This window comes from Stieleria sp. JC731 (assembly GCF_020966635.1).
Classification (GTDB): Bacteria; Planctomycetota; Planctomycetia; order Pirellulales; family Pirellulaceae; genus Stieleria.
In genome coordinates this window covers 776,809-790,099 of the sequence record NZ_JAJKFQ010000011.1, presented here as the reverse complement: position 1 = coordinate 790,099, position 13,291 = coordinate 776,809, and the positions used below count along the sequence as shown (strand labels likewise).

At 53.1% G+C, this 13,291-nt stretch carries 10 protein-coding genes; 3 read left to right on the top strand and 7 right to left on the bottom strand.

Translation table 11 applies throughout. From position 1 onward, the window contains the following. Nucleotides 1-186 precede the first annotated feature (186 nt). The 5 genes from LOC67_RS19820 to LOC67_RS19800 form a co-directional block, all read right to left on the bottom strand. Nucleotides 187-2,091, bottom strand: coding sequence for a methyltransferase (locus LOC67_RS19820; RefSeq protein WP_230264489.1), 1,905 nt, complete (start codon nucleotides 2,089-2,091; stop codon nucleotides 187-189). Nucleotides 2,092-2,171: 80 nt separating this feature from the next. Continuing rightward, complete coding sequence (locus LOC67_RS19815; protein ID WP_315861073.1) at nucleotides 2,172-2,948, bottom strand: class I SAM-dependent methyltransferase; 777 nt, start codon at nucleotides 2,946-2,948, stop codon at nucleotides 2,172-2,174. Further along, entirely contained in the window at nucleotides 2,945-4,150 is a 1,206-nt protein-coding gene (locus LOC67_RS19810) for a DUF3419 family protein (protein WP_230264487.1), read from the bottom strand. The genes LOC67_RS19815 and LOC67_RS19810 overlap by 4 nt, the downstream gene beginning before the upstream one ends. After that, entirely contained in the window at nucleotides 4,147-4,941 is a 795-nt protein-coding gene (locus LOC67_RS19805; RefSeq protein WP_230264485.1) for a UDP-2,3-diacylglucosamine diphosphatase, read from the bottom strand. Before LOC67_RS19805 ends, LOC67_RS19810 begins: the two co-directional genes overlap by 4 nt. 478 nt (nucleotides 4,942-5,419) lie before the next feature. Beyond that, a complete protein-coding gene (locus LOC67_RS19800; protein ID WP_230264484.1) occupies nucleotides 5,420-7,075 on the bottom strand; it encodes a serine/threonine protein kinase in 1,656 nt (551 codons plus the stop codon). A gap of 673 nt (nucleotides 7,076-7,748) precedes the next feature. Between LOC67_RS19800 and LOC67_RS19795 the strand changes: the two genes are divergently transcribed. Then, the gene (locus LOC67_RS19795; RefSeq protein WP_230264483.1) at nucleotides 7,749-8,804 is read left to right on the top strand and encodes a cytochrome c family protein; all 1,056 of its coding nucleotides are present in this window, start codon (nucleotides 7,749-7,751) and stop codon (nucleotides 8,802-8,804) included. Between the two features lie 39 nt (nucleotides 8,805-8,843). Here the strand turns inward: LOC67_RS19795 and LOC67_RS19790 are convergent, their stop codons facing one another. Then, on the bottom strand, nucleotides 8,844-10,184 hold the full coding sequence (locus tag LOC67_RS19790) for a beta-ketoacyl-[acyl-carrier-protein] synthase family protein (protein ID WP_230264482.1): 1,341 nt from the start codon (nucleotides 10,182-10,184) through the stop codon (nucleotides 8,844-8,846). 192 nt (nucleotides 10,185-10,376) lie between these two features. After that, nucleotides 10,377-11,507: an N-acetyltransferase gene (locus tag LOC67_RS19785; RefSeq protein ID WP_230264481.1), complete on the bottom strand. Its 1,131-nt coding sequence runs from the start codon at nucleotides 11,505-11,507 to the stop codon at nucleotides 10,377-10,379. Nucleotides 11,508-12,018: 511 nt separating this feature from the next. Between LOC67_RS19785 and LOC67_RS19780 the strand changes: the two genes are divergently transcribed. Next, nucleotides 12,019-12,222, top strand: coding sequence for a hemin uptake protein HemP (locus LOC67_RS19780; RefSeq protein ID WP_315861072.1), 204 nt, complete (start codon nucleotides 12,019-12,021; stop codon nucleotides 12,220-12,222). A 61-nt stretch (nucleotides 12,223-12,283) separates the two neighbouring features. Beyond that, nucleotides 12,284-13,054: an energy transducer TonB gene (locus LOC67_RS19775; protein ID WP_230264480.1), complete on the top strand. Its 771-nt coding sequence runs from the start codon at nucleotides 12,284-12,286 to the stop codon at nucleotides 13,052-13,054. Nucleotides 13,055-13,291: the final 237 nt, after the last annotated feature.

Sequence of the window (13,291 nt, the reverse complement as noted above, 5' to 3'; positions counted from 1 at the left end):
AAAATCGTACCGTTCTCGGACCATTTTCGGAAGGGACTTAGCCCCATTCGCCTGACCCCGAATCGCGTTTTTCGGGACATTTGGGCAAGCCACAAAAGATGCGTTCGGATCGAAACGCCGTTTGACTCGCCGAAATCTAGTTTCCCAGGAAAGCTCTTCAGCCGAAAAAATCTGATTCGGCCTGCGTTATTGCCCCGCAGTTTGCGAGGTTTCTTGAGATTTTTCGAACGAGCGGTCAACGCGAATCTCTTGCGCCAAAACGATCGCGTAGCAAACCAGATGCCCCAGGATTAACCAGCCAAATCGCTCTCGAAACTCATTTACCATACCCGTCGCCGATATCGCGATCGCGGCCCCGAGAATCATCGGATGTGAAATATATCCGAATGGCGCCCGCTGAATCCGCATCGGCGGCTCAAGCCCAAGCTCGGATGAATACAGCGTTCGCGTCATGCCCAACACTTGCGCGGCCCAACCAGCCAAAGAAAATCCAAGGCACACCACGATCACTGAAAGAATTTCTAGTCCCGATACGCCGCCTACCAGAATGTTCGTGGCATAAAAGGTCAGGAAAAGCCCCATCGACAACACCTTGAAGAACATCGCATCGCGGCGAAAACGCGCAAACGCGACCGATCGACGCTCCAACAGTGTCCCCACATAGATCCCATAGTGGACAAAGCTCGTCGCGGCAACAAAAAGTGCAAACGCGTCAGCAAAGCCATTCAACCAAAGCACACCGGAAACGGCTCCGACCAGCCCCACGTACGCCAAGTTGGTCCAACCGACGTGCTGTACCATCCCCTCGAAGATCCTTGTCCACGAAAGAACCCAACGAGCTTTGACGCCAGCGATCCAACCGTTCGGTTGGATTGTCTGCAAAAACAGGTTTCGCGCCTGGATGTCGTAGGTCGTGGTCAGCCATTCCAGCAATCCGCCATACCAACGCATCGTTTTGGGATAGGCAACGAAATGCAGCTTGAGGTTGATCCGCGGTTCAGGCTGACAGGGATTTGATTCACGAGTGATGTAGTGCAACTCACGATTGAAATCAAACAGTGCGGCATCGCCATGGCATAACCGAAGGCTAACCGGTTCCTCGGACGAAAGTCCAGCCATAGAAAAGTGCGTCGTGACCTCGAGGTTCTCGTTCAGCGCCAACATGCATCGGTATAAAGTCGCACCTGGGAATACCGCCCAAGGGCCATCCACGTGGCCCATGTAAAAAACTGTGTCCGAAGAGACCTTCTTCGGCGGCCCCGTCACATAGACTTCGTTCATCCCGAGCGCGGGTTTGACTTCATAGCCTGCCCCGTGAAATCGGGTGATTGTTCGGAACAACGTCGGATCTGATGAAAGCCTGTTAAAAGCCTCGCCCGCTTCACCTTCGAGATCGTGTTGCCACCAGTGCGTGCTTGATTCCAATGTCGGCGTACGCTCACGCACCCAGTTCAAAATTGCGTCGAAGTCAGCTCGATAATCCTCTGGCGACAACCTTGTTTGTAGTACCGCTTGCCGCGCGACAAGGATGCGCAGCGGAGAACTCTTTCGCCGTGTCGCCGACACAATTAGCAACGGCAACAACAACACGGTGTGATCGATGAACTCCAAAAGCCGATGCCTGGAGCTCCTGTAGCTGCTTTGAAATGTCGCTTCGCCAGAAATCCAATGCGAGGCTTCTTGGCCGAGGTAACCAGTGAGAAACAAAGCCAAACCCAGCCAGGGGTTCGACGATACATACCATGCTGTCGTTGCCATTGCCGCAATCGCTGCTGTACTGCTGAGGCAAACCAGCAGCGGCGTCAAAGCCACAATCCAGACCGCGTGTGAAACAGCCAGCACGACCAAGGCTGCCGGATGAAACCAACAGGCAATAACATACGTCCCGACGATCGCCATGGGCGTTGTCAAACAGTGCAAGGCAACGTTGATCGGACGAGTGTGGTAGCGAATGAACCCGCGGCAGACACGGGCAAACCGAGTTCGTCCTGGATCGTCGCTTTGATCGCTTGCTGCTGAGGGTCCAGCGAACTTCGCAGCTTCAGCATTCGTTGGAGACACAGGATCAAGTGTCGCGGAATCAGTGGTCATAGCAAAGCTTGATGAAACACATTTCTTGGATATACCGATTCCCGCACCCAGCGCTCGACATGGGGGGAAGAAACACGTTTCTAAGCGGCCTCCGACTTTCGTCCGATGAAAGTGTAGTACGGTGCTCTTAGCAAAGGCATGTACGGGACTTTGCCAAAACGTTCGCTTAAGTAACCGGTTTCAAAATGGTGCTGCAGCATCGCCAGATGGTCTGAACTGAGATAAACACCATCGGCAGAAAACCAATTGGTCCAAAACATCCGTGTTAATGACGAATGCTGCCGTTGCCCGGCTTCGGGATACTTGCGGGAAACATGGAAATCAGCGACAGCGATCGTTCCACCTGGTTTTAGAATTCGATGAGCGACTTCGATCGCGGCAAACCAATTCGGAATCATTGTCAACGAATAGAAGAACGTCACGATGTCGACGCTTTCGGATGGCAAGTCCAACATCGTCGCATCGACGTTTAAGCACGACGCATTGTTCAGTCGGTTCTGCTTCAGCTTTTCAGTTGCGACCTTCAACATCGAACTGGAAAGGTCAACCAGCAAAATGTCTTTCAGCTGCCCGATCCGATCGGCAACTTGCAGTACGTTTCGACCGGTCCCGGCTCCCATATCGACCCAGGACATTCCTGGATTGAAATTCAAATGTTCCAGAACGTCGTCGCGGCCATGCAACAGACGTTCTCGAAACGAGTCGTAGTCTCCGGCCTGTCCGCCATAGAAACTCTCCAGCCGTTCTGCATGTGTTTTGCCTTTGACGGGATGTAACATTAGGTGCCAAAGCACTCTCAGGTCAGAGAGTCGACCTTTTGACGTTTCCAATCGTTGGACGGGTGCGGTGTCGCTCACGCCGCTGCTCCAATCAGGTCCGCGATATAGAAACTTCCGTACGTGTGAACTCGATCGCGTTGATGCAATTGATTCGCCAAGTCACTTTGGTAGCGCAGTAGCTCACCCAATCGTGTTTGCTTTCCGTCAGAAGCGACGATCAGCGGGTCAACAAAGTCGACATCAAAGGCCGCACTTCGCCACAGGATCCTTGTTTCAGGAGCGGCCCGCTCCACAATCCGCTGCCATTCGTCAGACAAAGATTGCGGATGGTGCTCGTACAACCAGTCCATATGATCGAGCAGCACGAATCGAGAGATCACGCCATCGTGTGAACTTAGAAATGACTCGACCGTTTTGGTGTGAGTCTTGATCCGGTCAGCCAAACCATCTGCAAGCTGTTGGAAGCCTTCCTCGGTTAAGTAATCGGGGCAGCAGTCGCGTGAGTAACTTCCTGTCAAATAGACACGCCAAAAATAGTTGTCGTGTAGTGGAATTCGGGTAAAGACATGTTCGATTCGATCCTGAATGAACTTACCAATGCCGCCAGGATAACCACGATCCAGTTGCATCCGTTGGCTTCGCGGAACACCAAGCATCGCCATCACACTGTCACGACGAAGAGCCCATCGCATAGGCCTTGAAAACAGCATGTTTTGAACACCGCGGTCTTGATAGATCTTGGCTTGATCGTCCACAGTTTCGGCTTGCAAAATCTCATGAACAGCTTCGCGTAGTCCCCGCGGACGATTGATGTACCCATTGATCATCCACGCGAATAGACCGGAGGTGCCTCGAAAGTAGAAACTCTTTCGTCGACCGGTTCCATCGAAGAAGCTCGTTCTCTTGTCCCAAATCATCGCGACCGATGGATGAAGATTTGGACGCACTTGCCGGTGATAAAGCTGATCCCAGCCCTCGTGGTACCCTCGTCCGAAAACCGCAAAAAAGTCATCGAATGAAAGCGATTTGATCGAGGCCTTCTTCAGTTCCAACAAAGCATTTTGTAGCGGATTGACGTCCACAGCATGAACGGCTTGGGGCTGCTGCAATGCGTAATCCAAAGCATTGCACCCAGCAGATGTAATCACCAAGACGGTGTCATCGCTACTCAGCTGTAGGGCTTCGCGATCCAAACGTGGATCTTCCCAGCAGGTGTTGTAGACCAGATTGCGTCCGTGAATGGCGGAAAAACAACGACGCCCTATCCAATTTCGAATCATGCGACTGACATCTCCATTTCTTTCAAGGCCGGTTCGCTCGCAACTTGCTTCAAATCCAAAGTGACTTCTTTTCCATAGCGACTGACCAACTGCAGTGCACCATTGTGATGCTCCACAATCCCGGTACAGTTCTCGACCCAATCGCCCGTATTGCAATAAAACGTGTCGGCGGAATGCTTCAGCACCGGTGTATGAATGTGCCCACAAATCACACCGTCGCACTTCTTTTCCGAAGCATGATTCATGATCTTTCGCTCATAACGACTGATGAACTTCACACCACGCTTGACACGTCCCTTGATCGCCGCGCAGGCTCCATAAGGATTGCGATGGTCCCCCAAAAAACGTTGCTGAACCCAGCGATTGAGACTAAGGCAAGCGTCGTAGAAAGCCGAACTACCTTTGGAAATCCACTGCGCCCGGGTTTCAAATAGATCGAAAAGATCCCCGTGAATCACCAACAGCCGGTAGCCTCGCAGAGTTTCGAAAACGAACTCATCGGCGATGTTGACGTGAGGAAATCCTGCTGGCAACAAAGTTCGAAAGGCAGGTCCCCGCAAAAAGGAATCATGATTACCAGACGCGTAATAGATCTTCGTTCCTTGTTCTGTCAGCTCCACTAGGTGATTGATGATCCGGTCACATTGAACCGACCAATGCCATCCCGCGTTGATCTTCCAGGCGTCAATAAAGTCGCCGATAAGGTAGAGAGTTTCCGGTCGATAGCCTGTCAAAAACTTCAGGAACTCTTCGGTCCGAGCATGTTTGCAGCCAAGATGGACATCGCTCACCAATAGCGTTCTGACCGCTGTTGGTTTTTGGGCCGCTGTTGTTTTTTGGGCCGCTGTTGTTTTTTGGGCCACTGTTGGATTTTGAATCGAATTTGGCTTGTCAACCAACTTCGGTGGTGGCGGCTTAGTGACCGTCGTTGTTGCAGCGACGGTTGATGGCGTGGTTGATAGCGGGCAATCCCCCATCGCCACTGGCGTTTCTAAACGCATGGCACCGGCCCCTCTCCTCATGGAGGTGTAAGTAAAGTGTCTTACGATCTGGGCAGGAGCATAGCGAAGGATTGTTGATATCTTGTTAACACACCAAACAGGTTGCCGTAAGAATGTGTGTTGAAAACATCATTTTTGGCAGCGGAAGTTCGCCTTGACTGCCCCATGCATTGCTCGGCAGCGGACAAACATTCAGTCTTGCGGAGCTTTCCCCGATCTTAGAATTGGGACTGCTACCGAGGTCGGCTATCGAGCGATTGCAGCTCCGCTATTGCTGCGTGTTTAGATTCTCAGCCAGCTTGGACTGAGCAAGATCGATCAACGGCTTCAGATCCGAATTACTGCCATAAAGTTCAACGAGGCTGTACCAGATGATCCTCGCTTCGGCGACGCGTCCTTCCGACATCAGTTGCTCTGCCTCATCCAATCGAGCTTGAACAATACTGCGTGCATCACTTGCCTTTTCGGCAAGCTCTTCGAGCAACGCGATCTTATACCGAGCGGCATTAACTGCGGTTTCGTATTTCTCGTCTTCGCCTAGCACCGTCACCATACTGCGATACTTGTCGAGCGCTTCGGCGATATCGCCATTGTCCTCGAAGGCTTGTGCCTGCTTGTGCAACAACTCGCCCTGGTCTTTGATCGGTAGCTTGTTTTTGATTTTTATCTTCAGTTGATGCAAGAACTGAATGACATTGATTCGATCAATTTGTTGTTGCGCCCATTCGGCATTGGGGCTTTCAGGAAACCGGACGATCAACTGGCGTAGGGGATGATTCTCAGCCTCGGACAATGCGGATCGAGTGTCCTGAGCGATCAATGCTTCCGCCCGCTTTCGCAACGATGCTTCACTAGCCGGCCAAGCCACATAGGCCAACAGCAATAGGATTGCGAGTAAGCCGCCGAATAGAAACCACGGTTGATCATGCCAAACGGTCGCGTCTGGGATTTCATCTTCGTCTTCATCGGCAAGGCTAAGATCCACAACGCCTCGCCCGAGCAACTGCCTTGCTTCGTCCTTGTCCTGCTGATTGGTGACTTGCAATGGACTGAATCCGCTGCTGACGTGCTCAGCCACACCGGCCCGAGAAAGCGATCGCTTACGCACTTCGGCCAATTGCAATTTGACCGCTGTGGCAGACTGTGGCCGATTGATCGGATTTTTTTCCAACAGCTGCATGATCAACTTGTCAAACCAGACCGGGCATTGCAGCACTATGCTGGCCGGTGACTCTGGCACTTGCATTTGGACCGCTTGACGAACTTCTTCGATTGAATCGCCTTGGATCGGAAGACGTCCCGTGATCGCATGGTAGAGCAGCACACCCAACGCATACAAATCTGCTGACGCAGTAATGCTCTCGGGCGCACTACTGATATTCCCGCTGACAAGTTCAGGTGCCTGTCGTGCGACTTGGTCCATGCTTGGTGGTCGCGATGCACGAAACGGCGAACCGAAACGGTCCAATCGCATGTCGACTAAGACGGGCGAGAATCCGGAGATGATGATTTTGTCAGGCAGAATCGCGCCATGCACCGCCTGCTGCGAATGCAAGTACTCGAGAGCCTCGGCAATGCCTTGAGCGATCTCAAGTGCGTTCTCCCAACTAAGTCGTCCGCTTCGATCAATCTGCGTCTGTAGCGTCTCGCCTTCAATCAACTCATAGGCCAAGTACGCATCGGCGTCTTCAAAACCGCCTCCGAAACATCGCGCCAATCCAGGGTGCGAAAGTTTCTTTAATCGCTCCCATTCATCGGCAAACGCCTGACGAGCCTCGGGAGTACCGCCAAAGGGTGCACTAAAGAGCTTGACCGCGATTGATTTTTTCTGCTGCACATGAACCGCACGCCACACCGAGCTGGTCGACGGGTGGTCGCCCAATTTTGACTCAATTGCCAACGGACCAAGTCGACTTCGCGGCATTGCAGAATTCTGAGGTGCGGGTGAAACGGGTAACGAGTGCTATGTTCCAACTGAATAGTAGAGCTGGAACCCAATGAGCCGCACCGCGCTAGCGGCGGTTTTCTCACGGGTAACCGGGGCTAACGCCCTTCGGCTAATCCGAACAATACCAAGCCCAAAGCCCGATCGGCTAATCCAAAATCAAGTTACAACCCTATGAGCCGCACCGCGCTAGCGGCGGTTTTCTCACGGGCCACCGGGGCTAACGCCCTTCGGCACATCCGAACAATACCAAGCCTATCGCCCAATCCAAATCAAGCTGGACCAACGCACTGCGGTTTTGTGCCTTCCTAGCATAAACGCAACCTGCCGCGAAGTGGATTCCCGACCAACGGTGATTTCAATTTCAATGCTGCAATCTGTTCGGTGGCTTCGTCCGCCCTGCACAGCCCCAGACCAACCGACACCCGCCTATGTGAGGTAGCGTTTTCATTCATTCGCGCATACCGCCCGCTAAGGGTGAGCTACGTTTGCAATGACTCGCAATTTTGCGGAGTAACCCGCGCGATGATCCGGCGAGACCGACCCTCGGAACCGCACTTACGGATCAGTCGTTTTGCCGAATCGATTACCAGCCGGGTTGCGCCGATCGATGCTCGCACAACCGCCCCAAGAACCATTTCCATCGTTGATCATGACTCGTATTCAATTCGTCGCATGTGCGATTTGCACCCTAGCGTCACTCGTATCGCAATATGGCCAGCGAGCGAACGCCCAAACGAGTCTCGTTTCAGCGAACAGTTCTGATCAATCACATTCGATTCATCCGGCCCGCCCGGTCGATCCAAGCATGGTGCTGGGCAACGAAGCCTGCGTGAAATGCCATGCTCCCGAAATCACGGTTTGGCAGTCGACTCCCCATGCTAAGACGTTCGATTTGCTTCACCGTCAACCTGAAGCGAAACAAATCGCTTCCAAGCTTGGACTCAGTTCAATCAAGCACTCTGGCCGATGCGTGGGTTGTCACTACACCCAGCAATCCGAGCCGGGACAAAGTCCACATGTAATCGCAGGCGTTTCTTGTGAGTCGTGCCACGGAGAAGCAAAAGCGTGGCTTGAATTGCACCATGACTACGGCGGTCCCAATGTCACTCGCCAAACGGAATCATCACAACACCGAGCGGACCGAATTTCAAAAAGCATCGCCGCCGGAATGCGCAACCCGACGAATGCTTACCTCGTCGCCCAGAGCTGCTTGAGGTGTCACACAACAGCTGACGAAGAACTGGTCAATGTCGGCGGACACTCAGCAGGGTCTTTGGAATTTGAGTTTGTTTCATGGAGCCAGGGCACAATTCGCCACAACTTTGTCGCCAGCGAAGGAAAAGCAAACGCCTCGCGGTCTCCTGAAAAGCTGCGCGTCATGTTTGTAGCCGGGATGATCGCTGAATTAGAAGCTTCGCTCCGCGCGACTGCAGCAGCGACGGAAAAAGCGAAATTCGGAATCACTTCAGCCCAACGTGCAAGTCGCGCGAGCAAACGATTGCAGAGCGTTGCTCAAAAAGTCGACGAACCGATCCTGGATGAAATTCTTTCTGTTGTCGGCAGCGTGCAATTGAAACTCAACAACGGGCCACAGCTTACCGAAGCGGCCGACAAGATCGCGGGGTTGGGTTTCCGATTCGCTGAATCGAACGACGGAGCCAACCTAGCGGCTCTGGATCCATTCGTTCCTAAAGGCCGCAAGTAAAAGCTGCGTTCTACAAAATCGGTCGCAGCACTCGATACTTTATTTACCGAGAACCACGGCGACAGCGCTGCCTTCGGTTGTGTGCGTCACACATAGCACACAGCCGGAATCAAAATCCCTCGTGTGATCAACCAGATTGGCATCTTTCAGCTGATCGGCATGTAGCGCCGCAGGTATTTTTCCGTTGGCGATTACCAATGCTCCGGTAGCGATTTCCATCATCCCCGCGGCTGCACCTGTATGCCCGATCGAAGCAATGATAGGCAGCACTGGAGCATCGATTTGGCAATCATTCAATGCCATCGCTTCACCGCTATCGACCTGCCGATCTCCCATCGCATGCGAGACAACAAGGGCGATGTCCTTGGCAGCGACACCGGCTTGTTCCAAGGCAGCTTCGATGGCAAGCTTGATCGCGGAACTGGCCTGCCTTGATTCCGATTGATCGACGGAGTTCCCACGCTGACACTGTTTCATCGCTTGTGTTGGCGCGAAGCGCGAAGCGATTCCCAAGATACGTGCAAGCACTGTTGCGCCGCGACGTTGTGCGTGTTCGGCCGTTTCGATCACCAGCGATGCGGCCCCTTCACCACCAACCACACCCGTGCAATTGGGATCGTAGGGACGCGAAGCGTTGGCAACAGAATTTTCGCCACGCTCCACAATCGGAAGATCACCGGTGTAGGTCATTCGCATCGATCCGACGCGCGTCCCGGTTGCACCAACGACGTTGATATCGGCGATACCACGATCCAAGTACGAGCAACCTTCGAGCAATGCTGCTGGACCGGAAACGTCGCCGAGAACCAAAGAATTGTTGGGACCTTGCGAATTGATCGAGATCCCGACTTGGCAGGCCGGCATGTTCGGTAAGTATTTCAGCATCCAAAGCGGAACGACTTCTTTTCGCGCGGCATCGCCAAACTGCCCCGCCTGGATCTGGCCATCGCTGTCGACACAGCGACGGATCGACTCCATCAGTTCGGTCGGAGGATTGAAATAGATCTCACCTCCATAAACTGTCCCAAGACGATCCGGTGAAATCAGACCCGATTCCGAGGCAGGAATCTGATCACCAAGCCCCGCGTGCTCAACAGCCAACTGGGCCGAGGCGAATGCCGTTTGGATTTCACGGCACATGACCTTCAAGGCTTTGCGTGGTCGCACAAACTGCTTGGCATCAAAGTCGACAACAGGTGCCCCGATCCAAACTCCGTCTTGCGGATCGTCGGGTCCAGGTTTTGCCTCTTCGTCAGTCCGATCGGCAAGCGACCGTACGCCGCTACGTCCTTCTAGCAGACCGTCAAAGAATGTCTGCTGACCGATCCCAATTGCACTGACGATACCGATCCCAGTAATCACGGCAGGTTGACGTGTCATGGCTAATCGGCAGAAAGCAAAGATGAGAAGTGCAAAATTTAAACCACCTGAAATCGACTTTTTGACAGGCGAAAGACAGGTGGGTTCAAGAGTATGAAGCCTATCGGGCCGACTGAACAGTGGTCAGGTTCCCCCGACACCTGAGTCAATTCGCGATCGGATCCGAATGTTGATCCACCGCAGGGACCGCCGTTACAGCTTGCGATCGTAAAGTCGCTGTGTTTTGGCTTTTCGAGCGCCACCACGTTCGATCGTACCTCGCGACAGCGAATTGCTTTCCAGAACCCAAGAGAATTCGCCCGTTTGGATTCCAAATTTGATCGCGTCCGGCAAAATCCTCGCCAACGTAACCAGTCCCAAACCCCACTTCTGATATTCGGGCAATACGTTGGTACTGACCAGTCGCAACCGAGTGATTTTGCGTTTGCCGAGCACCAGTCTGAGCCAGCCGAACGGAAACAAATTCCCATTCATGTTTTTGAGAACTTGGTTGTAGTCCAACAGACCAAATCCCGCACCGACCGGCTGTCCATCGATTTCGGCGATGCTGGTCAACTCAGGAACGATCAAAAGTTTTAATTGCCCCGCTTGGTGAACCAGTTCTTCATCGCTCATCGGCACATACCCCCAAGTCCGCTGCAGCGACTGGTTGTAAATTCGCAGGAACGTTTTTACGTCTTCGTCGAACGTCTTTCGACTAATCGGGCGACAGTTGACCTTGAATCGTTTGGTCGCTTCATCGATCACGAACTGAAGCTTCGGATCCAAATCGTCAAGGTCTTCAATGCTGGCCTCGTAGCAAAACAAGTCCTGTGATTTTTCAAAGCCCGCGGCAACAACTAGATCTTCGTAGTATGGCTGGTTGTAAGTAATCAGGAACGTTGGCGGTGAATCAAAGCCATCGACCAGCAATCCGCACTCATAATTCAAACTGGGATTCACCGGGCCGCGAACGTCAGTCATGCCTTTGCCGGATAACCACTGACAAGCCTGATCAAACAACTCCTTGGCGACTTCAGCATCATCAACACATTCGAAGAAGCCAAAGAAGCCACGCTGCTCTTTGTGGTACCGGTTGTGGGCGTGATTGACGATCGCCAAAACGCGGCCACAAACCTTCCCGTCTTTACGCGCAAGGAACGCTTTGCATTCGGCATCATTATAAAACGGGTGCTTGCCAGAAAAACCACAAAGCTGCTTGCGTTCACCCCAAAGCGGAGCCACCCAATTCGGATCATTCTTGTAGAGATCCTTCTCCAATTGAATAAACGCTTTCTGATCGGCGCGGCTTTCGACGGGAGAACATTGAATCGATTGGCTCATAAGACTTATCTAAGATCAAATTCTAAGTTGGTAGTCACGCATCGAATTTCACGATTCGCTCAACTCGCCGTGGCTTGGATGGAACCAGTGACCGGTTTCAACAATCGGGGCTTCAACGAGTCATCTTCGGCATTGACCGTCCGTTCCGCCCGACACCGGTCTGTGAATCAGGCAATTTGTGCCAAGTCATCGCTCTAGGCCAACTGTCGATTCCGCATGACCGGAAAACCCGGTGACGATCCTGACAAGCTAATGGCCGAACGTCTTAACGACAATCATGACTGCACTCGCCCCCCAGTCTAACCGCTGCAGCCTGATCGGAGCAGGACCGGTCATCGATGAGCCCTGTCGTGGATGGGAATCGACGCGGCGGATAAATCATCACCGTTGACTAAAAATCCAACTTTAACAGGGACGTCACCTACTCGAAATCACGAGGTTTTTGACCGATCTGGTGATACTTGGGCGAATGGCCCGCAAACTGCTAACGCTGCGCTCCCATGCATGAAGCATGCATGAAAATTGCAACGTAGGAGTAAAGATGGGTGATGATCAGGAACGCAATCCGAAAGAATCGGAGCGTCCGAACGAGCGGCCACGAATCATCGATTCAGAGACAATTCTGCATGGGGAACGCGAAGTTTGGATCCGACACAACAAAGAAATGTACCGCCTTCGGTTAACTTCATCCGGCAAGTTATACTTGAGCAAGTAATGTGACCCCGCTGGCAATGTATGAATCAAGGGTCCGACCCAACCCCCGCAGCGGAAGTCCGTTGGCCCCAACGTTAAAATCGTACTGTTTTTCGCTGCTGCTTCACGGTTCGATGCTTGCGGTTCTGTACGCGGTGCCGATGTCGGTCCACCAGCGTTTTGCTTCGAAAGGGCAATCACAGGTCATCACAATCCAGGCAACCCAGTCGATGACGGCTGTCACCCCGGTCAGTGTGATCGAACCGTCAATCCGTCCGCTGGTCGAACCAGCCATCCAGACACAAGACATTCCGCCTGACGCGGACCTTTCGCCGCCTGAACAACAACCGGCTGAACCAACCCAGCATCATCGCTTGGAACGTAGCCAACGTGATCTGCCTCGCGTCACCGTGCCTTCAGCGCGGAACTCGATCGCAGACGAAACACAGCTTCAACGTCAAACCTTGACCGAACCGATGCCTGAGATCAGTCCCGTCCAACCGCGACGCAAAGCGACCACGCCGATTGTCACCGCAGTCCCCAAGCCTGCGGCGATCCCAATCGAACAGTTCGTCGGACTTGAGAAGGAAGACTCGCCCGACTTGTCAAACAACGCGCCACCGCAATACCCCCAAAAAGCCATCGCGGAAAACTGGCAAGGTGTTGTAATTCTTGAGCTCAAGATCACTTCGAACGGACGGGTCGAAGACGTGCGAGTCCACCAATCCAGTGGCCACGCCGTTTTAGATCAAGCCGCGGTTGATGCGGTTTCGAAATGGCAAGGTAAGCCCGCCAAACGCTGGGGCGTCCCCGTGGAAAGCATCGAACGGATGCCGATCCGCTTCCGTCTGTAGATCCGTTTCAGGAATTTGCTTCGGTCCGCGAATCAGGCCTCTCTGATACGTTCGCGCGAGCTGATGTTCCTGGCAGCCCTGAACCCCGCGACTCTGCAAAACTGTCAACGATTCCCGAAAAAAATTTGGGGCCGCAGCGGTTTTTCGCATGACCGTCTTGCGACACGGTTGTCAGCTTCAGCCTGAGACAAATTCGCACGCGAAAGACCTCGCCGCAACAATTGCCTCTCAATCTGA

What these genes read in the sequence shown, in the direction of transcription:
- LOC67_RS19780 (WP_315861072.1), top strand. Translation starts at nt 12,019, where the DNA reads ATGCATGAAAATTGCAACGTAGGAGTAAAGATGGGTGATGATCAGGAA.
- LOC67_RS19800 (WP_230264484.1), bottom strand. Translation starts at nt 7,075, where the DNA reads ATGCCGCGAAGTCGACTTGGTCCGTTGGCAATTGAGTCAAAATTGGGC.
- LOC67_RS19820 (WP_230264489.1), bottom strand. Translation starts at nt 2,091, where the DNA reads ATGACCACTGATTCCGCGACACTTGATCCTGTGTCTCCAACGAATGCT.
- LOC67_RS19785 (WP_230264481.1), bottom strand. Translation starts at nt 11,507, where the DNA reads ATGAGCCAATCGATTCAATGTTCTCCCGTCGAAAGCCGCGCCGATCAG.
- LOC67_RS19810 (WP_230264487.1), bottom strand. Translation starts at nt 4,150, where the DNA reads ATGATTCGAAATTGGATAGGGCGTCGTTGTTTTTCCGCCATTCACGGA.
- LOC67_RS19795 (WP_230264483.1), top strand. Translation starts at nt 7,749, where the DNA reads ATGACTCGTATTCAATTCGTCGCATGTGCGATTTGCACCCTAGCGTCA.
- LOC67_RS19790 (WP_230264482.1), bottom strand. Translation starts at nt 10,184, where the DNA reads ATGACACGTCAACCTGCCGTGATTACTGGGATCGGTATCGTCAGTGCA.